Source organism: Nocardia sp. NPDC050406, from assembly GCF_044459025.1.
Taxonomy (GTDB): Bacteria; Actinomycetota; Actinomycetes; order Mycobacteriales; family Mycobacteriaceae; genus Nocardia.
Map to the genome: position 1 here is coordinate 595,475 of NZ_JBITIM010000003.1, position 21,020 is coordinate 616,494.

18 protein-coding genes and 1 pseudogene are annotated in these 21,020 nt (G+C 68.8%); 12 read left to right on the plus strand and 7 right to left on the minus strand.

Annotated features, from left to right (window positions below):
* Positions 1-8 precede the first annotated feature (8 nt).
* Entirely contained in the window at positions 9-1,133 is a 1,125-nt protein-coding gene (serC, locus tag ACIBH2_RS26105) for a phosphoserine transaminase (RefSeq protein WP_397122006.1), read from the minus strand.
* Positions 1,134-1,267: 134 nt separating this feature from the next.
* Here serC and ACIBH2_RS26110 point away from each other — a divergent pair, with 134 nt between their 5' ends.
* On the plus strand, positions 1,268-1,981 hold the full coding sequence (locus ACIBH2_RS26110; RefSeq protein WP_397122008.1) for a hypothetical protein: 714 nt from the start codon (positions 1,268-1,270) through the stop codon (positions 1,979-1,981).
* Between the two features lie 20 nt (positions 1,982-2,001).
* Here the strand turns inward: ACIBH2_RS26110 and ACIBH2_RS26115 are convergent, their stop codons facing one another.
* Positions 2,002-2,169 carry a DUF1272 domain-containing protein gene (locus ACIBH2_RS26115; RefSeq protein ID WP_397123016.1) on the minus strand — a complete coding sequence of 56 codons (168 nt, stop codon included), beginning with the start codon at positions 2,167-2,169 and terminating at the stop codon, positions 2,002-2,004.
* Between the two features lie 233 nt (positions 2,170-2,402).
* Here ACIBH2_RS26115 and ACIBH2_RS26120 point away from each other — a divergent pair, with 233 nt between their 5' ends.
* Positions 2,403-3,155 (plus strand): RDD family protein, encoded by a 753-nt coding sequence (locus ACIBH2_RS26120; protein ID WP_397122010.1) that lies wholly within the window; start codon positions 2,403-2,405, stop codon positions 3,153-3,155.
* 189 nt (positions 3,156-3,344) lie between these two features.
* Here the strand turns inward: ACIBH2_RS26120 and ACIBH2_RS26125 are convergent, their stop codons facing one another.
* A complete protein-coding gene (locus ACIBH2_RS26125) occupies positions 3,345-4,487 on the minus strand; it encodes a citrate synthase 2 (RefSeq protein WP_397122012.1) in 1,143 nt (380 codons plus the stop codon).
* Positions 4,488-4,587: 100 nt separating this feature from the next.
* Here ACIBH2_RS26125 and pdxH point away from each other — a divergent pair, with 100 nt between their 5' ends.
* From pdxH to ACIBH2_RS26160, 7 genes are all read left to right on the plus strand, one after another.
* The gene (gene pdxH / locus ACIBH2_RS26130) at positions 4,588-5,310 is read left to right on the plus strand and encodes a pyridoxamine 5'-phosphate oxidase (protein ID WP_397122014.1); all 723 of its coding nucleotides are present in this window, start codon (positions 4,588-4,590) and stop codon (positions 5,308-5,310) included.
* Positions 5,311-5,607: 297 nt separating this feature from the next.
* A complete protein-coding gene (locus tag ACIBH2_RS26135; RefSeq protein WP_397122016.1) occupies positions 5,608-6,888 on the plus strand; it encodes an MFS transporter in 1,281 nt (426 codons plus the stop codon).
* Positions 6,889-7,002: 114 nt separating this feature from the next.
* Positions 7,003-7,209, plus strand: a complete 207-nt coding sequence (locus tag ACIBH2_RS26140) for a hypothetical protein (RefSeq protein WP_397122018.1) — start codon at positions 7,003-7,005, stop codon at positions 7,207-7,209.
* A 44-nt stretch (positions 7,210-7,253) separates the two neighbouring features.
* Complete coding sequence (locus ACIBH2_RS26145; RefSeq protein WP_397122020.1) at positions 7,254-7,487, plus strand: hypothetical protein; 234 nt, start codon at positions 7,254-7,256, stop codon at positions 7,485-7,487.
* Between the two features lie 199 nt (positions 7,488-7,686).
* Positions 7,687-9,000, plus strand: coding sequence for a citrate synthase (locus tag ACIBH2_RS26150; RefSeq protein WP_397122022.1), 1,314 nt, complete (start codon positions 7,687-7,689; stop codon positions 8,998-9,000).
* Between the two features lie 467 nt (positions 9,001-9,467).
* A complete protein-coding gene (locus ACIBH2_RS26155) occupies positions 9,468-10,673 on the plus strand; it encodes a GNAT family N-acetyltransferase (RefSeq protein ID WP_397122024.1) in 1,206 nt (401 codons plus the stop codon).
* Between the two features lie 289 nt (positions 10,674-10,962).
* Positions 10,963-11,352 (plus strand): YccF domain-containing protein, encoded by a 390-nt coding sequence (locus tag ACIBH2_RS26160; RefSeq protein WP_397123018.1) that lies wholly within the window; start codon positions 10,963-10,965, stop codon positions 11,350-11,352.
* Between the two features lie 4 nt (positions 11,353-11,356).
* On the opposite strand, the gene ACIBH2_RS26165 is transcribed toward ACIBH2_RS26160, so the two are convergent.
* Positions 11,357-11,794 carry a MarR family winged helix-turn-helix transcriptional regulator gene (locus tag ACIBH2_RS26165; RefSeq protein WP_397122026.1) on the minus strand — a complete coding sequence of 146 codons (438 nt, stop codon included), beginning with the start codon at positions 11,792-11,794 and terminating at the stop codon, positions 11,357-11,359.
* Positions 11,795-12,092: 298 nt separating this feature from the next.
* Here ACIBH2_RS26165 and ACIBH2_RS26170 point away from each other — a divergent pair, with 298 nt between their 5' ends.
* Complete coding sequence (locus ACIBH2_RS26170; RefSeq protein WP_397122028.1) at positions 12,093-12,335, plus strand: DUF2530 domain-containing protein; 243 nt, start codon at positions 12,093-12,095, stop codon at positions 12,333-12,335.
* 34 nt (positions 12,336-12,369) lie between these two features.
* Here ACIBH2_RS26170 and ACIBH2_RS26175 read toward each other — a convergent pair whose 3' ends face one another.
* The gene (locus ACIBH2_RS26175; RefSeq protein ID WP_397122030.1) at positions 12,370-14,406 is read right to left on the minus strand and encodes a neutral/alkaline ceramidase; all 2,037 of its coding nucleotides are present in this window, start codon (positions 14,404-14,406) and stop codon (positions 12,370-12,372) included.
* A 127-nt stretch (positions 14,407-14,533) separates the two neighbouring features.
* Here ACIBH2_RS26175 and ACIBH2_RS26180 point away from each other — a divergent pair, with 127 nt between their 5' ends.
* Positions 14,534-15,148 carry a TetR/AcrR family transcriptional regulator gene (locus ACIBH2_RS26180; protein ID WP_397122032.1) on the plus strand — a complete coding sequence of 205 codons (615 nt, stop codon included), beginning with the start codon at positions 14,534-14,536 and terminating at the stop codon, positions 15,146-15,148.
* A 7-nt stretch (positions 15,149-15,155) separates the two neighbouring features.
* Here the strand turns inward: ACIBH2_RS26180 and ACIBH2_RS26185 are convergent, their stop codons facing one another.
* Both ACIBH2_RS26185 and ACIBH2_RS26190 read right to left on the minus strand, forming a co-directional pair.
* On the minus strand, positions 15,156-18,254 hold the full coding sequence (locus ACIBH2_RS26185; protein WP_397122034.1) for a sacsin N-terminal ATP-binding-like domain-containing protein: 3,099 nt from the start codon (positions 18,252-18,254) through the stop codon (positions 15,156-15,158).
* 738 nt (positions 18,255-18,992) lie between these two features.
* Positions 18,993-19,781 (minus strand): annotated as a pseudogene (locus ACIBH2_RS26190) (DUF3027 domain-containing protein); the annotation flags it as partial.
* A 98-nt stretch (positions 19,782-19,879) separates the two neighbouring features.
* On the opposite strand from ACIBH2_RS26190, the gene ACIBH2_RS26195 reads away from it, so the two are divergent.
* On the plus strand, positions 19,880-20,644 hold the full coding sequence (locus ACIBH2_RS26195; RefSeq protein WP_397123020.1) for a glutaminyl-peptide cyclotransferase: 765 nt from the start codon (positions 19,880-19,882) through the stop codon (positions 20,642-20,644).
* The last annotated feature ends 376 nt before the right edge of the window (positions 20,645-21,020 follow it).

The window sequence follows — 21,020 nt, forward strand, 5'->3', positions numbered from 1 at the left end:
TTTACTGTTCAGGACAGTTTTTCGACAACCCAGTCGATGCAGCGGGTCAGCTGCGAGACATCGTCGGGGTCGATGGCCGGGAACATACCGACGCGCAGCTGGTTACGGCCCAGCTTCCGGTACGGCTCGGTATCGACGATTCCATTGGCGCGCAGCACCTTCGCGACCTGCGCCGCGTCCACCGATTCGCTGAAGTCGATGGTGCCGACCACCTGCGACCGGTGCGCCGGATCCACCACGAACGGGGTGGCGAATTCGCTGGACTCGGCCCACGAGTACAGCCGCGAGGAAGAATCCAGCGTGCGCTTCACGGCCCAATCCAGACCGCCGTTACCGTTCAGCCATTCGATCTGATTCGCGAAGAGCAACAGCGTGGCGAGCGCGGGCGTGTTGTAAGTCTGATCTTTGGTGCTGTTGTCGATGGCGATGGGCAGCGACAGGAATTCCGGAGTCCAGCGACCCGAGTTCTTGATTTCCTCCACGCGCGCCAGCGCCGCGGGGCTCATCAGCGCCACCCACAGGCCGCCGTCGGAGGCGAAGCACTTCTGCGGCGCGAAGTAGTACACATCGGCGTCGGCCATGTTCACCGGCAGACCGCCCGCGCCGGAGGTGGCGTCGATGGCGATCAGGGCGTTCTCCGAGCCCGCGGGCCGCGAGACCGGAATGGCGACACCGGTGGAGGTCTCGTTGTGCGCCCAGCCGATGAGGTCGACGGAGGGGTCGGAGGTCGGCTCGGGGGCGCTGCCCGGCTCCGACTTCACCACGATCGGGTCGCCGATGAAGGGGTTGCCCTTGGCCACCGAGGCGAACTTCGAGGAGAATTCGCCATTGCTCAGGTGCAGCGACTTCTCGCGGATCAGGCCGAAGGCGGCGGCGTCCCAGAAGGCGGTGGTGCCGCCGTTGCCGAGGACGACCTCGTAACCGTCGGGGAGGGCGAACAATTCGCGCAGACCGGAGCGCACCCGCGCCACCACGTCCTTGACCGGCTTCTGCCGGTGGGAGGTACCGAAGACGGAGGCACCGGTGTCCACCAGAGACTGCAGCTGTTCGGGGCGCACCTTCGAGGGGCCGCAGCCGAACCGTCCATCGGCGGGCTTCAGTTCGTCGGGGATGGTCGGGAACGCAGAGGTCATGGCGACAAGGGTAGAGCGTGACGAAGGCCGCATCGGCGAGTGGGTAGGCGCTGCAACACCACTCGCCGCGAGTCCGCCCGCAACCGGCGGGTATCGCTGTGGTGCGGCACACACTGCCGTTATGGTTCACGGCTATGAATACGGCCGCGCACGACAGACCGGGCACCGCCGCCGACGCCAACGCCGTCGCGGCGAATTCCGGCCGCACACAACGCCGTCCGGGCCTGTTCACCCGACTGTCCTCGCAGTTCGGTTCGCGCGGGCTGACCCGGCGCGGACCGGAGCTGACCGACGCGGGCCGCCGCGAACTGCTGCTGCACGGGGCGGGCGGCACCGCGACCGTGCTCGGTGTGCGCCAGCGCCGCTCCGAACCCGGGCACGAATTCTGGGTGCGCGTGCAACTCGACGGCCAGCACGCCTACGAGACGCGGGTCCGCCAACGGGTGAGCGCCGCGGATCTCGAATGGATGAATCCGGGCGACATCATCGCCTGCCGGGTCGATCCGGGCGATCGCGACCGCGTGGTCCTGTATGTGCCCGCGCCGGAGGAGGCGACCCGCACCAATATCCGCAAGATCCTCGCCGACGGCCGCCGGGCGCGCGCCACGGTGCTCGCCGCCGCCCCGATCGCCGCCGACTACTCCGGGCGCGACGATCCGGTGTTGCGGCTGGATCTGGAACTGCGCGCCTGGGACGAGCCCGCGCCGTGGCTGGTGCGGATCATCCAGCCCGTGCCGCTGGCCGCCATCGAACTGGTCGATCTCGGGCGGCATCTGGAGGTCGCCTTCTTCACCGTGGACCACGGCGAGTCGGTCGCCGTCGACTGGGCGGCGTCGCGTCCGGATTAGCGCCGGTCGGGCTTTCGGCGTCAGGACCGGCGACGGGGGCGCGGCACCAATTCGCCGCCGCAATTGGGGCATTCGCGGTGCATTGCGGCACTACACGTTTCGCAGAAGGAGCATTCGTAGGAGCAGATCCAGGCCGGGCCGTCGGGCCGCAACTCCGCGGTATGACACCTCTCACATCGGGTGCGCATTTCCAACGCCACTACGAAACCTCCTACGCACAAGGCACAATTCAGGACCGTTCGCGGTGATCCCGCGAACGCGCCAGGCACTATCCGATCCGCGCTCACCGCGCAACCGGAGCCGAAGTGCACCAGACTGTAGCTGGCCCGACGCCGGAGGGGCTCTCGCCATCGATCGGCCCCACACGGTCGACCCGTCGGCCACGGCCTGTGCCGAATGATCCAACCCTGCAAGGAAACGAATGACGTACCCGAACAATCCCCAACAGCCCGGCTACCCGCAGCAGCCGTACGGGCAGTCCGGTCCGGGCTACCCGCAGCAGCAGCCGTACGGGCAGTCCAACCCCGGGCATCCACAGCCCGGCTACGGGCAGCCCGCACCGGGTTACGGCGCGCCGCAGCCCGGCTATGGCGCACCCCAGCCCGCGTACGCCGCGCCCCAACCCGCTTACGGCGCACCGCAACCGGGCTATGGCGCGCCGCAGCCCGGGTTCCCGCAGCCGGGCGCGCCGGGCGGTTACTCGCCCTACGGGCACCAGCCGCCCTTCGCCGACTGGGGCTCGCGCGCGGGCGCCTACATCGTCGACGGGCTCATCTTCGGCCTGCCCGCCGCGGTCCTGTACCTCATCGCGGGGTTCGCGGGCACCTCGGAGATCAGCTGCTCCAGCACCACCGGCCGCTGCACCGGCGGCGGCATGACCGGGGTGGGCGTCATGTTCATGCTGCTCGCCGCCGTGATCGGTATCGCGGGCGGGCTCTTCCTGATCTACAAGGAGGGCACCACCGGCCAGACCCCGGGCAAGAAGATGCTCAATATCCGTCTGGTCAGCGCGACCACCGGTCAGCCGATCGGATTCGGTATGGCCTTCGTGCGCAAGATCTGCCACGCGGCGGACTCCTTCGCCTGCTACATCGGCTGGTTCTGGCCGATCTGGGACGAGAAGCGCCAGACCTTCGCCGACAAGATCATCGGCACCTATGTGGTGAAGAGCTGATCGAAGGTCGGTGAATCTTCCGGCGTGCGTGTCTACGCGGGGAGTACGCCGCGAAGCGCCAGCCTTCGACGCGAACGGCTCGCAGCGAGAAGCCCTCGCCGCGAGCCGTTTTCGGTATCCACGACAAACGGCTCGCGACCCGTTCGGGTCGCGAGCCGTCGCTCGTGTTCGACTGTCGGCGGGAAAGTCCTAGCCGCGCACCACGTTCGCCCAACCGGCGACGCTCTCCGGCTTGCGCGGCTCCGGGCCGGTGTAGATGGCGGCCGGGCGCACCAGCTTGCCCAGCTTCTTCTGCTCCATGATGTGCGCACACCACCCGGCCGTGCGGCCACAGGTGAACATGGCGGGCATCATGTGCGCCGGAACCTCGGCGAAGTCGAGAATGACCGCGGCCCAGAACTCGACATTGGTCTCGATGGCGCGGTCGGGGCGACGCTCGCGCAGCTCGGCCAGCGCGGCCTCCTCCAGCGCGGCGGCGACCTCGTAGCGCGGGGCGTCGAGGCGCTTGGCGGTGGCGCGCAGCACGCGGGCGCGCGGGTCCTGGGCGCGGTACACCCGGTGCCCGAAGCCCATGAGCTTTTCCTTGCGGTCCAGGATGCCCTTGACCAATGCCCGTGCGTCGCCGGTCTTCTCGACCTCTTCGATCATGGGCAGCACGCGGGCCGGGGCACCGCCGTGCAGCGGGCCGGACATGGCCCCGATGGCGCCCGAGAGCGAGGCGGCCACATCCGCGCCGGTGGAGGCGATGACGCGGGCGGTGAAGGTGGAGGCGTTCATGCCGTGCTCGGCGGCGGAGACCCAGTAGGCGTCGATGGCCTCGGTGTGGCGCGGGTCCGGGTCACCCTTCCAGCGGGTCATGAACCGCTCGGTGACCGTGGTGCACTCGTCGATCTTCTTCTGCGGCACGGCGGGCTGGTAGATGCCGCGCGCGGACTGCGCCACGTACGACAGCGCCATGACCGAGGCGCGGGCGAGGTTCTCGCGCGCTTCCTCGTTGTCGATGTCGAGCAGCGGCTGGTAGCCCCAGATCGGGGCGAGCATGGCCAGACCGGCCTGCACGTCGACACGGACGTCGCCGGTGTGCACCGGCAGCGGGAACGGTTCGGCGGGCGGCAGGCCGCGGCCGAATTCGCCGTCCACGAGCAGGGCCCACACATCACCGAAGGTGACGCGGTTGGCGACCAGATCCTCGATGTCCACGCCGCGGTAGCGCAGCGCACCCCCGTCCTTGTCCGGTTCGGCGATATCGGTGGTGAAGGCCACCACGCCCTCGAGACCGCTCACGAAGTCGGACGGAACTGCTGAACTGGGAACCGCAGCGCTGGCAGTCATGTTGTGACTCTCCTTGCAAACCGGGCCGCCCGATCGATGGCGGCCTCGCCGATCACCTTGAACCTTAACGCTCGGCTTACCCCGGAGTAACGTCTGGCCCATGGCCGACCTGGAGAATTCCGTCACTCGCGTGGATATCGCGGCAATGCGCGTGGAGTACGGCGTGGACGCCGGGGAGAACCATCCCGGGCGCGAGACCGACCTGGACGAGAGCTGGTTGGCCGACGGGTGGGAACCGTTGCTGCGCAAGTGGATAGAGGATGCCACCAGCGCCGGGGTGAGCGATCCGAACGCCATGGTGCTGGGCACGGTCGAGATGACCGAGCAAGGTCCGAAACCCGCCACCCGCACCGTGCTGTGCAAGGGCCTCTCGCCCGAGGGTGTGACTTTTTACACGAATTACGAATCGTTCAAGGGGCGGGCGCTGGCGGCCACCCCGTACGCCTCGGCGACCTTCGTGTGGCCGGTGCTGGGTCGGCAGGTGACGGTGCGCGGCCCGGTGCACCGGGTGTCGGCGGAGATCACCGAGGTCTACTGGCGGCTGCGCCCGCGCGGCTCGCAGCTCGGCGCGTGGGCGTCGCAACAGTCCCGCACCATCGACACCCGCGCGGACCTCGATCGCCAAATGACCGAGACCACCGCCCGCTTCGCCGACGTCGACCAGATCCCGGTGCCCCCGTTCTGGGGCGGCTTCCAGATCCAGCCCGAGACCGTCGAGTTCTGGCAAGGCCGCCGCAGCCGCATGCACAACCGCATCCGAGTCCTGCTGGAACCGGGCAACACCGACGTCGCCGCGATGAAAGTCGAACGCCTGCAACCCTGACCCGCGCCGCTCCGGCCAGGACGCCGCCGACCTCTCCGCCCGCGCTCATCCGGTTCAGGGGCGCTGCCCGGCACCTCCGCCCCGTAGGCCGCCCGGCCCGCCTATCCGACTAGCGGCGCTGCCCCCTCCCCTCCGAAGGCTGCTCCGCCTATCCGGTTCGGACGCTTCCCCCGCCGTCTCCAGGGGGTTCGGGGGCGTAGCCCCTGAGAGTTCCGAGAGTTGGTTCCGCCGCACTCGTGGGATGAATCACGAATAAGCCCTAGCTTCGGCGCAATTCATCCCATTAATCTTTGCGCAGTGAAGCTGCTCGCGGATGTCACGCCGCTGAAGAACCCGGATTTCCGAAGACTCTGGACCACCGGAGTCGTCACGGTGATCGGTGCGCAGCTCTCCGTCGTGGCGGTTCCCAAGCAGCTCTACGACATCACACACAGCTCCTCCTACGTCGGCCTGGCCGGACTCTTCGGCCTGATCCCGCTCATCGCCTTCGGCCTGTGGGGCGGTGCGCTCGCCGACGCCATGGACCGCCGCAAACTCCTGCTCATCACGAGCGCGGGCACCGGCTTCACCGCCCTCGCCTTCTGGGCGCAGGCCGCCGCCGGGAACACCAATCCCTGGCTCATCCTCGGCCTGTTCGCGATGCAGCAGGCGTTCTTCGCCGTGAACCAGCCCGCCCGCAGCGCCATCTACCCGCGCCTGCTGCCGGTCGAGCAGCTCCCCGCCGCCAATTCGCTGAGCATGACGGTCATGCAGTTCGGCGCGATCGCCGGACCGGTGGCGGCGGGCATGCTCATTCCGGTCACCGGCCTGGCCACGCTCTATCTGCTCGACGCCATCGCCCTGCTGGCCACGGTGTGGGCGGTCTGGAAGCTGCCGCCCATCCATCCGATCGGCGAGACCCGCCGCGCCGGAATCAAGGAAGTGCTCGACGGCTTCGGCTATCTCGCCACCCAGAAGATCCTGCTGGCCTCGTTCGCCGTGGATATCGTCGCCATGGTCTTCGGTATGCCGCGCGCCCTGTTCCCACAGATCGCACAGGAGAGCTTCGGCGATTCCGCTTCCGGCGGAACGGCTTTGGGCCTGCTCTTCGCGGCCATGTCGGTGGGCGCGGTGTTGGGCGGGGTGTTCTCCGGCTGGCTCACCAGGATTCGCCGCCAGGGCCTGGCGGTGGTGTGGCTGATCGTGCTGTGGGGTCTGGCCATGGTCGGCTTCGGCTGGGCGGTCGGAGCCACCGGCCACGGCCTGGGCCTGACCCTCGGACTCTGGATCGCGGTGACCTGCCTGGCCTTCGGCGGCGCGGTCGACATGTTCTCCGCCGCCCTGCGCACCACCATGCTGCAGAGCGTCGCCACCGACGAGATGCGCGGCCGCCTCCAAGGCGTCTTCATCGTCGTCGTCGCGGGCGGCCCCCGCATCGGTGATGTTGCCCATGGTTTCGCGGCGGCGTCGGTGGGTACCGCCGCGGCAGCCGCGGGCGGCGGCGCCCTGGTCGTCGTCGGCATGGTGATCTCCGTGATCGTCTTCCCCGCCTTCATCCGCTACAAGGTCGCCCGAGCCCACGCCGAAGTCCCCGCCTGATCTCCAGTTCCCCTGTGACACAAGGATTTCGCAAGAATTCCCCGAGCCCCTCTCCCTTACCGTCGAACCAGTCCGAAAACGGACTGCTCACAACCGAATTCATGGGGGAATGACATGCGCACCGTCAGTAGGTTGCTCATCGGCTTCGTGGCCGCGGGCATAGTTTTCGCGCCCACGGCCGCCGCGACCGATCCAGGGTCTCCGCAGAGCGGCGACAAGTCGTCGACGGGTTCCAAGCCGTTCGAGGAGCCCTCCAAACCGTGGGGGCCGCAACCCGACTCCGAAACCACCCACCCGCCGGGCTGGAACCCGGGGGCGTAGCGCCAACCCGCACACAGATCACCACTCACAAGGGGGAACAACTCATGCGCACCATCAGGAAGTATCTGCTCGGCGTCCTTGCCGCGGCCGCGCTCGGCCTGGCCGGATTGTCGGCGCCGCTGGCCAGCGCCGATCCGGTGCCGTCCTCGGAGTCGACCGGGCCGGGGGAGGCCGGGGACAAGTCCGAGCAGGAGGCGGGGGACAAGCCGCAGCAGGAGCAGGGGGACAAGGCGTTGCCGAGGACGCAGACCTGTCTTCCGTTCCTGCCTTGCTTCTGAGGATCCGGCGGCGGTGCGGCGCGGTTCATGCCGATACCACATGACCGCGCCGCACCTCACCTCGTGAGCCGGTGACTGTGAGGTAGCAAAGGGTGACCCTCATTAGTCGGGCACTCCGGGCAGCGTCTAGCGTTGAGGCAAGCGCACCGTGCGCCACCGCGCCGATGCCTACGGTTACAAGCCTGAGAGGGATCCTTCCGTGCCCGCTGAGAACATCATCAACGTCGACGACGACGCCAAGCCGGTGCTGTCCTACCCCGGTGGCGAGTACCCGATGACCGTCGCCAAGGCGGTCGAGGGCAACGACGGGATCGACCTGGGCAAGCTGCTGGCCAGCACCGGGTACGTCACCTACGACCCCGGCTTCATGAACACCGCGTCGACGAAGTCGGCCATCACCTATATCGACGGTGAGGCGGGCATTCTGCGCTACCGCGGTATTCCGATCGAGCAGCTGGCGGGCAAGTCGACCTTCATCGAGGTCAGCTACCTGCTCATCTACGGCGAGCTGCCGACCCAGGCGCAGCTGGACGAGTTCACCGACCGCATCCGCCGCCACACCCTGCTGCACGAGGACCTGAAGCGGTTCTTCGACGGCTTCCCGCGCAACGCGCACCCGATGCCGGTGCTCTCCTCCGCCGTGAACGCGCTGTCGGCGTACTACCCCGACTCGCTCGATCCCCGCGATCCCGAGCAGGTCGAGCTGTCCACCATTCGACTACTGGCCAAGCTGCCGACCATCGCGGCCTACGCCTACAAGAAGTCGGTCGGCCAGCCGTTCCTCTACCCGGACAACTCGCTGTCGCTGGTGGAGAACTTCCTGCGCATGACCTTCGGCTTCCCGGCCGAGCCATACCAGGTCGACCCCGAGGTCGCCGCGGCGCTGGACATGCTGCTCATCCTGCACGCGGACCACGAGCAGAACTGCTCCACCTCCACCGTGCGCCTGGTCGGCTCCTCCGACGCCAACCTGTTCACCTCCGTCTCCGGCGGCATCAACGCGCTCTGGGGCCCGCTGCACGGCGGCGCGAACCAGGCCGTGCTGGAGATGCTGGACGACATCAAGGCCCAGGGCGGTGACGTCAAGGAGTTCATCCGCAAGGTCAAGAACAAGGAAGACGGCGTGAAGCTGATGGGCTTCGGGCACCGCGTCTACCGCAACTACGACCCGCGCGCGACCCTGGTGAAGAAGGCCGCCGACACCATCCTCGGCAAGATCGGCGGCGACGACCAGCTCCTCGATATCGCCAAGGCGCTCGAGGAGGCCGCGCTCACCGACGAGTACTTCATCGAGCGTCGCCTGTACCCGAACGTCGACTTCTACACCGGCGTCATCTACCGGGCCATGGGCTTCCCGACCCGCATGTTCACCGTGCTCTTCGCCATGGGCCGCGTCCCCGGCTGGATCGCGCACTGGCGCGAAATGCACCGCGAGCCTTTGAAGATCGGCCGTCCGCGCCAGATCTACACCGGCTACGGCGAGCGCGACTACCAGGATATCGCCAGCCGCTGATATTCGGTTCATCCACGAAACCCGCTCTCTCAGGGCGGGTTTCGTCGTTTCCGAGCCAAGTCTCCTACTGCAAGATCTTGTTAAGAACCTCGACAGCACCCTCCGGCAATCTTGTTCCTGTGCGGCACACGAGCCCGCATGGAAATGAAAAACAATGTGCGACAAGCACATACAGGGAGGGAAATACCATGGGCATTCTGAATCTGCTCGACACCGGCTCCGCCATCGCCGCCAATGCCAGCGCCGCGGTGGGCAACGTGATCAATATCGTGCTGGCGATGCTGCCGCGCTGAATTCGATAGTCACCTGCCGCGGCGGGGGCGGCAGGTGACGCATGTCGAATCGCGGGCCGCGGGCAGTGCGGCCGACGCGACGCGGGTCGGCCGGGGGTGAACACCCTCGGCGGGCCCGCGCCCCGCGCCGAAAATGAGGTGCGCGCGGCGCGAGGTCGTGGAATCGTCCTATGTATGGCATCGACGAATGGCATCACCGTGCGCTCGGCCACCCGCGACGACCTGCCCGCCCTCACGAATCTGGTGGAGACCGGCTTCGGAATGCGGTACGAGGAGCGGGAACTCGACCATATTCGGGAGCTCTTCACCGTCGACCGGGCGCTGGTGGCCGTGGACGGCGATCGCATCGTCGGTCACACCGTGGATCGGGAGATGACCTTCACCGTGCCCGGGGAGCGGACCGTCGCGGCCAGCGGCATCTCCGCCGTCGTGGTCGCGCCGACGCATCGACGGCGCGGCATTCTGCGGGCGCTCTACACCGAGCAGCACGCGCGCACCGAGGCCGAGGGGCTGCCGCTCACCGCGTTCACCGCCAGCGAGGGCACCATCTACGGGCGGTTCGGGTACGGCACGGCCATTGTGCGCGATTTCATCTCCATCGATCGGCGGCGAGCCGAATTCCGGCCCACCACACCGGATCCCGGCGGGGTGAACATCGCCTCCGTGGAGGAGGCGGCGCCGCATATCCGCGAGGTCTACGACCGCTGGCGGCGACTGGTACCCGGTGCGCAGCAGCGGCCCGAGCCGAGCTGGGAGCTGTGTTTCACCGACCCGCAACGCTATCGAGGCGGCGCGTCGGGATTGTTCGCCCTGGTGCACCCGGACGGCTATGCGCTCTACCGCCGTCAGTGGCAGGAGACCGCGGAGGTCGCGTCGGTCTGGGAGTTCCGGGCCGTCACCGCCGAGGCGCACATCGCGCTGTGGCGGGTGTTGCTCAGCATGGACCTGGTGACCAAGGTCGAGGGCGATATCAGCGACAACGACCCGCTCCCCTACCTGCTGACCGACCCTCGTCTGGTCCAGGTCACCGGCCGCCGCGACCACCTCTGGGTGCGCCTCATGGACATTCCCGCCGCCCTCACCGCGCGCACCTACCAACGCGACCTGGAAGCCGTTGTCGCGGTGACGGACCCGTTCCGCGCCGCGGGCGGCACCTTCGCCCTGCGCATCCGCGACGGCCTGGCCGAATGCGAGCCCACCACCCGCACCCCCGACCTGGAACTCGGCCTCGACGTTCTCGGCAGCCTGTACCTGGGCCAACACCGCGCCCGCACCTTCGCCGCCGCCCACCGCATCCAGGCCAAGGACCAATCCATCCTCCGAGCCTTCGACGAAGCCTTCACCACCGACCGCGACCCGGAACTCGGCTGGTTCTTCTAGCCCGGACAAACGGTTCGGAAGCCCCTCGACCACCCGCCCAGGAGGGTCGGGCGAAGCCCCTGCCCCTACGAGGGACGGACGCCCCCGTGAACTCGGGCGCGCAACTCTGAGAGCTACAGCGAGTCGGGGCCGCTTCGAGGTTTCGGGGGCCGAAACCTTTGGGACGCCGAGAGTGGGCCGCTTTTTTTGGGGGGTTCGGGGGCGAAGCCCCTGAGAGTTCCCCGAGAGTTGGGGAGGTCCTCGGTGGCGGGGCTCGCCGGGCGCTGGCATGCTGGGTTGCGTGAGCGTGATCAGGCTGGTGTTGAACGTACTGTGGCTGGTGCTGGTCGGCTTCTGGATGGCGATCGGCTATGTGGTCGCGGGGGTGATCTGCTGCATTCTGATCATCACCATCCCGTGGGGCATCGCCTCGTTCCGGATCGCGTCGTTCGTGCTGTGGCCGTTCGGACGCGAGGCCGTGGAGAAGCCGGGCGCGGGCGTCCCGTCCATGCTCGGCAATGTCATCTGGTTCATCGTCGCGGGCATCTGGCTGGCGATCGGACATGTGGTCACCAGCGTCGCGTTGGCGATCACGATCATCGGAATTCCGTTCGCGTGGGCCAACCTCAAGCTCGTACCGGTCTCGCTGTTCCCGCTGGGCCGCGAAATCGTCTCCAGCGACCGGCCTTTCGGCACCTGAGCGACTACTCGGATTCGTCGACGATCTGCTTCATGATCCCGACGGCCTCCTCGAGCACCTTCAGCTGCTCGGCGGTGAGCCCGGCCAACTGCTCGGTCATCCACGCCTCGCGCGCACTGGTCTCGTCGGCGATCAACGCCCGCCCCGCGTCGGAGAGCGAGACGATGATCTGCCGCCCATCGGTCGGGTGCGGCTTACGCTCCACCAGATCCATTTCGGTGAGCGAGGCGATCACGCGGGTCATGGACGGCGGCTGCACCCGCTCCTTGGCGGCCAGCGCGCCGGGCGTCATGGCCCCGTCGCGGTTGAGCGTCGCGAGCGCGGACAGCTGAGTCAGCGAAATCTGGGCATCGGCCCGCCTACCCCGCAGATGTCGCGTCAAGCGCACGACCGCCAGCGAGAGATCACCAGCGAGCGCTCGAATATCGGAAGGCGTTGTCACAGAGCCAAACGATACGGGACCGGCCGCGCCCGAGATGGCTGTTCGGGCCCGCACACCACACCGGAATCGCCCTAGTCGAACCCCCGTACGCACCCCCTCGAACCCCCGACGCGCCCCCGCCAGTCACCGCACAGCCCACGTCAACACCCGCGCAACCGCCCGCGGACACGGCCCGGCACCGAAAATCCGGGGCAATCCGGACACCGGCCCGCGCGCACCCACTTTCGGTCTCAGCCGAAACAGCGAGCCCACCGCCACCGACCTCGCTCCCGCCCGACGCGCGCTCTAGGGTGGAGCCGTGACGACTCCCGTGCCGCAGATTCCGCCGCGCCTCACCGATCCGCGGCCGGTCCTCGCGCTGGGCACGATCGCCTGGCTGATCGCCACCATCGTGGTCTACGCCAGCGGCGACCGCTGGCACGAGCACCGGCCCATCTGTCTGATGGGTCTGGCGGTCGGCCTGCTCGGCTACACCATCTTCGCCATTCAGCGCCGCGGCGCGCGGCGCGGCGACAAGGGCGCACAGGTCGGGTTGGACTGACGGCCCAGCGTCAGCCGACCTCGAAGACCCAGCGTCAGCGGACCTCGAAGTCGTTGCTGTACCCCGTGAATGGGCGCAGCGCCCCGTCGGCCGTCAACTGGTCGGCGAAGTGCTGGAAGCGGTAGCGCCCGGGTGCGGCGTCGGCGGGGATATCCCAGGTGAACCGCGCCACCGAGACATCGGTACCGCGCCGCGACCAGTAGAACTTGACCGCCCACTCCCCCTCGTTGGCGACACGCGTCCAGCCACCGGGCATGTCGCGCTGCACCTCGAGGAACGTGCCATTGCGCCGGGTGTTGTGCTTGGGGTGCGCGGACAGGAACTCGACCGAAGCCTGCTCTCCCCGCGCGTAGGACGCCGCCGGTTGTGCCAGCGCCGCACCGAAATCCACGCCGGGCAGCGCGGCATCGGGTCCGGGCGCAGCCACGAAACTGGGCTGCATGGCGGAGACGTCGCGCGGCGCGGGGCCGCGCGGAACGGTCTGCCGCGCCGCGAAAGCCGTTGCCAGACGGTGGAATTCCTGCTGATACGCGGGCAGCGTATAGCGCCCGTAGAGCGTCGACCCGCCCTCGTACTGCTGCGCGTCGTACTCCTCGGGAGTCACCACGTATTCGTGATAAGCGTTGGCGTACCCCTGCAACAGCACCTGGTCGAGGCCCACCCCGAGCGCCTCGGCGACCACGCGCCGAATACGCAGCCCGGAGACGATGGTGAATTCCCCTCCGCCAGCGGCCAAGTAGAGCTCGCCGATGCGCACGATCTGGATCGGCACCACACTCGGCACCCAGGCCGCGGGCGGCATCAGTCCCAGCGGGGCGACAATCGCCTTGGGCGCCTGCGCATCCGCGAGCCAGTCGGGCACCGGCGCGTTCGCGCCGCCGAGCGCGTCGACGAACGGATTGCGCACACCCTCCGGAATCGGTACCCCGGGCAGCCCCGGCCCGTCCTCGACACTGCCCGCGATGAGCGCGACGCCCGCGCAGGCGGGTGCGGTGTGGCGCGGCTGTCCATTCGGCGTCCAGCGCCCGTCCACCGCGATATCGGCGAGATCGATATAGCAGAGCGACGCGTCCACCGGTCCGCTGATCGCGCGCGCCGACGCGAGCGCCGCCTTCCCCGCGTGATATTGGCGTTCGCCGATGATGCGGGTGTTCTCGAACTCGTCCTCGGTGGGCCCGGAGGTGGGCCGCAGGTTCAGATTCGGCGAGATATCCCCGGAATTGGTCTGCGGGAAGGCGGCCACGAAATCCGCTGCGCCGTCGAGATACCGGACGCCGTGCTCGTCGTGTTCGAAGGCGAACGACGCGTACCCCTTGTTGTCACCGCTGATGAGCCGATTCTTATTGCTCATGGAGGTGTTGTGGGTGGCGAACCAGGTGATGGCCCCGACCTGCCGCCCGCCTTTACGCAAGGACAGCACGGTGACGGCCGGATCGATGGCATTCGGAAAGTGTGCTTTGTCGGCTTCGGGATTGCGCTCGAAGGCGATTCGGGAACGATTCACACTGGCGTCGTGCAGTTCCCCGCGCCCGAGTTCCAGACTGCCCGGCCCGAGATCGGCGTCGGCGGCGGCGATGGCCTCCACGATCCCGGCCACCTCGGCGTCGTAGACCTGTTGCTGGAAGCCGAGAATCGACAGGTTGTAGGCGTAGTCGTGACTGGACCCGCCACAGGTGGCGTGCGAGTGCGTGGAGGTGAGCAGGACGTTCTGCTCGGTGTAGCGGTCACCGAAGCGGCGCGCGAGCTCGGCCATGACACCGCGGTGCACGGACTGGAAGATCATGCCGTTGTCGGCGACCACATAGGCGATGCGCCGGTCACCACTGTCGATGACGTAGGCACGAGCCCTGGGGCGCAGGTGGATTCCCGCGGTGTCCTGCCCGAATTGCGAGTAGCCCATCATGCCGCACTCGGCCGCCGGGCCGGTGATATCGGAGAGGCCGACGCCGATCAGATACTCGCCCGAGGCCGCGCGGGCCGATCCGCCCGGACCCGCGAGGGTCGCGGCGGCCGCCAACGCGGCGGAGCCCGCCGCCGCTCCCGCCAGAACAGTCCTGCGCGACACCACCATTCGCCACTCCCTTCGTAGTGATACGCAGCGAACCACACAACTGGACGCCCGTCCAGTGGAGACTTTCGCGTCGCGCGAATTGACTGCACGCCTCTTGAAGGCTTAACTCCCTGGAGTGTCCTCCCGATTGAGCGTCGAAGAACGACGGGCCCACCTTATCGAGGCAGCCATCGGCCTTGCCGAAAAAAAGGGCGTGGCAGGAGTTACCACGCGCGATGTGGCTCAGGCAGCCGGTGTTTCGCTCGGTGTGGTGCATTACTGTTTCGAAAACAAGGATGCGCTGATGACCGAGCTGGTCAAAGCGCTGTCGATGGAATTGCGGGATTCCGTCGATGCCAACGAAACGGTATGGCAGGACGTCGGAAGTGGAAAAGAAGCACTTCAAAAATTGATACGCGCGGGACTCGAACTGATGTGGCAGGGAGTGGAAGCCACACCGGAACGACAACTGCTCACCTACGAAACAACCACCTACGCACTACGCGAAAGCGAACAAACCCCCGCAAAACTCGCAATTGCCCGCGAACAGTACGCATTCAACGACTCGACCGTCGGTGACATCATCGAACATGCCCGCGAGGCCACCGACAATCAGTGGACGGTGCCGGTCGGCACCATCAGCCGTTTCATGCTCGCCGCCATCGACGGCATCGTGCTGCGCTGGCTCGTCGACAACGACAGTGCCGCCGTACGTGAGCAATTGGATCTGCTCGCGCGCATGGTGACCGAGTTCAGCGCCTGACGCGGCGCTACCCGTCGGCCGAATGCGGCTGTGCCACAACGTGTGTCTCGTCGCCGTCCCGCCACCATGGGACGGCGACGGTCGCGTCGTACGCGCCGGACAACCGCACCCGCAGCTCCTCGTGAATCACGAGATCGCCTGTGGGGGCGGCGGTTCCGGAGCGCAGCCGCCACAGCACACCGAGCGGCTCCGCCGACCAGGTGGTGCGGCGGCCCGCCCCGAGCACCTCGGCGGTGACCGCCCGCGAGGCGAGCGGCAGGTCCAACAGGGCGGCCAGATCGGCGGCGGAGTCGATATCGCCGACCACGAGGCGGTTCGGCGGTAGCGCCAGGCCGTACCAGGGTTGGTCCAGGACGAGTGCGTCGGCGGCATCGATGACAGCGCCGGAGAGGGCGCGCACGCGGTCGGGCAGCACCAGATCGTCCAGGTCCAGGCGTCCGGCGGCGGTGGCCTCGGCGAGTCGGCGGTGCGTCTGCGAAATCGCTTCCGGGGTGGGGTTTCTCGCGGGATCGGCGAGGGCGGCGAGCAGTTCGGCCGCCAGATCGTGGGTGATGGTGTCGGGGTCGGCCAGCACGGCGCGCAGGGCATCGCGGTCGGCGTCGATACTCGCGGGCAGCTGGGGCAGCAGGCCGTCGAAGACGGGGTCGGCGGCGTGCCGGAACAGGCCCAGGGGGGTGCCGTCGATGCGCGCGTGGCGACGCAGCCACCAGGCGGTGTAACCGTCGCGGTCGGCGAGCAAGGGGCGGGTGGCCGGGTCGGAGAGCAACAGCCGCAGGGCCTCCGGCCAGCGCGCCTCGTCGACCAGGTCGAGATCGCGGACGGCGAGCAGCTCCGGCGGGTCCTCGGCCAGGCCCTCCCACCAGAGGTCCTCGTCGTCGAGGTGGTGGTCGGGCCCGGTCGGATCCGATTCCGCCACCACGGTGAAACTCCAGCCGACGCCGACGGCGCGCAGGGCCGCGGGGCCGTAGCGGTCCACGAGTTCGGGATCGACGGTGCTGAACGGCGAGTCGTCCACCAACACCCCGGCCAGCGGCGCGTCCGGGAGCAGCAGTTCGTCGGCGGGGACGGGTTCGCCTGTGCTGTCGGGCAATTCGAGCAGACCGAGCCAGGTCGGGAGCGTGCCCGGCGGCACGGTGTCGCGGGCGTCGCGGCCGGGATGGACGTGTGCCGCCAGACTCAGCACGGCCTCGACGGTATCGGGATCGCCCGGATCGTGGTCGAGCTGATCACGCAGGGCCGGATCATTGAGCAGCTCTTCGGCTCCCGCTGGCCGCGCGCCCAGCCGCCCCAGCAGCGCGTGCGCCGCCTCGGGGTGCACCAGGCGCGCCCAGTGCACCGGCACCGCCGTCTCGAGGTGGTCGTCGAGCACCACCGTGCGCGGGCCGGTGACCATGCGGCCGTCGGCGAGCGGTACGGCCAGCGCGCCCAACTCCTCGACGGCGAGCGGGTCGGTGACGAAGGGTTCCAGGGCGTCGTAGAGCGAATACCACCACTGGGCCGGGCGTTCCAGGCTCGCCGACAGCTCGGCGATGCGCGCCAGACCGAGCCGGTGGACATCCAGGACGCCCAGGGCGTCGGCGGTGGCGCGGCCGGAGAGGTCCGGAATCACCAGGGGGCCGACGATTTCCGCGAGCAGTCGCGCCAATTCGTCGGAGACGCCGAGGAATACGCTCGCGCGCGCAGGCCGTTCCACGGTCGCCGCGTTGGGGCCGGTGACCACCGTTGCGGCGGTGATATCCGCATCGGCGTCGGGCAGGGCGTCGTCGTCGAGTGCGGTGTCGGTGAACGGCTCGTCCGCATCGAGGTGGGCCGGTACCCCGAATCCCGCCTCATCGGCATGCAGGACCGGCAGCCAGGATTGGTCGCGCAATTCGGCGACCAGGGCTTCGCGCAACCGACTGTCGGCCTCGCTGCGGGCGAACCCGGGGGTGGGGACGAGTAGCAGTCGGTGACGTGGCGGCAGGGCGCGGGCGAAATCCGCGTAACCCGAAGCCAAGTCGGCGATTCGGACACCGGGCAGCAGGCGTCGCCGGTCGGGCTGCATGGGAATGTCGGCGATGAGCAGGGCCGGGAGCGACAGCTCCTCGTCGGAGCGGGTGGGGGCGCGCAAGACATCCGGGTCGGCGGCGACCGGACGGCCCTCGCGCAGCGGCAGCAGCCACCTCGCGCGGGCGGTCCGATACTGCCACCACCGGCGCACTTCGCCGTGGGCTCCGGCTATTCGGACCTCTTGCAGCCCGTTCCCCGAATCACCGGCAGACCCTGAATCCTCGTATCGCCCCGCCGCTGAGCTTCGCGTCCCGCCGCTCTTCGCCCCTGTGGTGCGTCGCGAGCCTGCGCCGTCTCCCGTCTCCGCGAAGGAGCCGTCGCCACCCCACGTGTCGGGGAATCCTGACAGGTCTGGGGACACGCCTTCTTCACTGGTGAGATCTATTACCGCGCTGACGATTTCGTCGTCGGCCACTCGAATGCTTCGCAGGGCGGGCAGTTCCAGCAGTAGGTCCGTCGCCTCCGCGCGCATCCCGGCCAGCAGCTCGACGGCGTCGATACCGTGGCGCAGCCGGAGCACGATCTCGCTGTCGAATCCCTCGGTCGGGCCCTCCGCGATCGGCCAGGCCAGCCGCAGCGCGGGCGGGACGAACTCGCCCTCGGTCTCCGGGATCGCGATACCGCTGTCCCGCAGCGCCTCCCGGGTGCTCGCGCGCGAGAAGCGCACCGAACCAGCGGTGGAGCGAAATTCGATCTCCTCCGAAATGCTCAGCACGGCGGTGAATCCCACGCCGAAGCGACCTACCGAGGTGTCGGCCACCTTCGCCGAGGCGCGCAGCGCGGTCAGGGCATGCACACCCGAAACATCGAGCCCCACACCGGTATTCGCGACATGCAGCACGTCCCCATCGAGCCACACGGCAATGCGGCCCGCGACGCCCGCCTTGGCGGCCGCGTCGGCAGCGTTCTGTGCGAGTTCGGTGAGCACCCGGTCCCGGTAACCGGCCCGCACCAGATCCGCCTCGGTGGCGGCATCCTCCCGCAGCCGCGTGGGCGACCCCCGCCACGCCGCCAGCACACCCTCGCGCAATGCGCCGGTCCCGAACGGATCCGCCACCCCACTACCGTTCGACAACCGACACACCCCTTCCAGGAAGTCGCGCACTACCCAGCATTCGCATCCGATCGAGCCGCGCACCGACAATCGATCATGGCGACGCCACAGGGTATGCCCACACGATCTCCGCACGCAGGGCGGCCGGGTCGCGGCGCACGACCCGCGTCGGTGTGAACCGCATGGCCCGCCGCGGTATCAACCGCACGATGCCTTCCCGCACGGCAGCGACTCGAACCACATGGCGTGATCCGAAAACCGTGCCGGGATGACTCAGTTCGACTCCGGCGCTTCGGCTTCGCCGGGCTGAGGCTGAACCTTGACGGCGGCCACACCCCAGGCATCGTCATAGGGTCCGGCATCCGGATCGACGTCGAACAGCGTGATCTCGCCGGTCTCGGGACCGTCGGCCGGGGAATTCCCTTCCGTCCCGGGCACACTCGCCGCGTCCCCGGCGTGATCGACCACGGGCGCGACGAATTCGGCGGTCGCCGGAATCTCGGGCTCGTCCTCGACCAGCGCCTCCGCCTCGACGGTCTCGGGGCTCACCACGGGCGCGACGAATTCCGCCGTCGCCGGGGTGGGGTACACCGGCTCTTCGCCGGATTCCACATCCGGCTCGTCCGAAGTCATGCTCGCGGCGGCCGGATCAACGTCCGTCGACGAATCCGCTTCGGCGACAGCGTTGTCCGCCGCGTCGGAGGCAGTGGCATCGGCGTCGGCCGAGGCAACCGCTGCACCGGAGCCAGCCGCGTCGGCCTCGGGCGAATCCACTTCGGCACCGGCCCCGTTCGCGCCGTTCTCCTTGCGGAGTTCGGCGGTCGGGATCAGTTCGACCGCGGCGTCGTCGTAGGCCTCGAAGGCCGGGGAGCCGCCGCCGGTGGGCAGCACCGTGTCGGAGTGTGCGCCGCAGCCGTAGTCGACGTGGACGACGTGGCCGTCCGCGCCCATGGCATTGGCGCAGACGCCGAAGGCCGCGCGCAGGGCACCGGCCAGGGGAACGAAGAAGCCGCACAGGCCGCAGGTGGAGGGGGCGGCGCGGGCCATATCGGTATCGGGGCCGAATTCGGAGTACCAGCGCTCACCGGCCTCCTCGCGCCCCTCGCGGGAGAGCACCTGGCTGCGGCCCAGGCCCAGTTCGTAGGCCACCTCGTCGACGACCGGATCGCCGGTCGCGACATAACCGGGCACCAGGCGCGGATCGTCGGCGGGCGGGGCGAGCAGATCGCCGGGGGCCAGGTCACCGGGGCGGACACGCTGATCCCAGGGAATGAAATCGGGGGCCACCAGGGCATCGGGCCCGGGCAGCAGCGCGGATTCGCTGACGGTCGCGTGCTCGGCCTCCGGCGGGGCCGTCACCACCACCGCCCACTGCCAACCGCGATACCCGGGCAGGGTCGCCTCGAAATGATGGGTGGCCGATGCGTCGTCCTCGCCTGACACGCCGAGGTGGACTCCGACTCCGGCGGGCTCCAGGTCCAGGAGCGCACGACGGGCCAGGTCGACCGCCTCCGCGAGGATCGGCCGCACACCGGACTCCGAAACAGGAACAGCGCTCACGCCCTACATTTTGCCGTATGGAGCGCAAACACCGTGCACCGGTAGTGACTGGCCAGTTCGGACCGCCCATGGCCGTGTTCCTGGCGGCGACGGCGCTGTTGTCCGCGACGACCGCGTGCGGCGTCGAGGAGCCCGACAACACGCCGCGAATGCGCGCCGAGGTGGTCGCGTCACGACCCCACGACGCCACCTTCTTCACCGAGGGCCTCGAGATCCACGACGGCGTGCTCTACGAGAGCACCGGACTGTCGGGCGTGTCGCTGGTGCGGACCAGCGATCTGGCCACCGGGGCCGAACTCGCCCGCGCCGATCTGCCCGCGCCCCTGTTCGGCGAGGGCATCACCCGCACCGGCGACGTGCTCTGGCAGCTCACCTACAAGGACCGCACCGCCATCGCCCGCGACGCCGACACCCTCGACGAACTGCACCGCGCCCGCTACGACGGCGAGGGCTGGGGCCTGTGCACACGCGGCGACCGCCTCGTCATGAGCAATGGCAGCGCCACCCTCACCTTCCGCGATCCGCGCACCTTCGAACCCACCGACGACATCACCCTCACCTCCCGCACCGACACCCGCCTCAACGAACTCGACTGCGCCCCCGACGGATCCGTCTACGCGAACGCCTGGCCCACCGAGCAGATCCTGCGCATCGACCCCGACACCGGCACCGTCCTGGCCGTCATCGACGCCTCGGGTCTGCTCCCCGCGGCGGACCGCACACCGGCCACCGACGTCCTCAATGGCATAGCCCACATCCCCGGCACGGACCGCTTCCTGCTCACCGGCAAGAAGTGGCCCACCTCCTACGAGGTCCGCTTCGTCCCCTCCTGAGCCTTCGCCCCCAACGCTGTCATCAGGTCGAACGCGCCGTGACGTTCCTCTCGACCGCGACCCGGCGCGCGGGTGAATCCTGGTCCGACAGCGAAGAATCGACGGCCTCGGACAGGCCGGGATCACGGTGGGCCGCCCCGCCGTCGGTGGACACTGCAAGAATTGGGGCGTGACAACTCCTCGCGACCCAGATGCCGAATCCGATCGGTGGGGCGACGAGGAGTACCCACTCATCGAACGGCACCCGGGATACGACCGGTATCCGCCGCCCAATACGCCCGCGCCGCGCCCGTACGACGAGGCCGAGGTGCCGGAGTTCCTCGCTCGCCGAAACGCGCATCGAGGGCGCGCGACACCGCGCGGCGCGCAGCCGCCC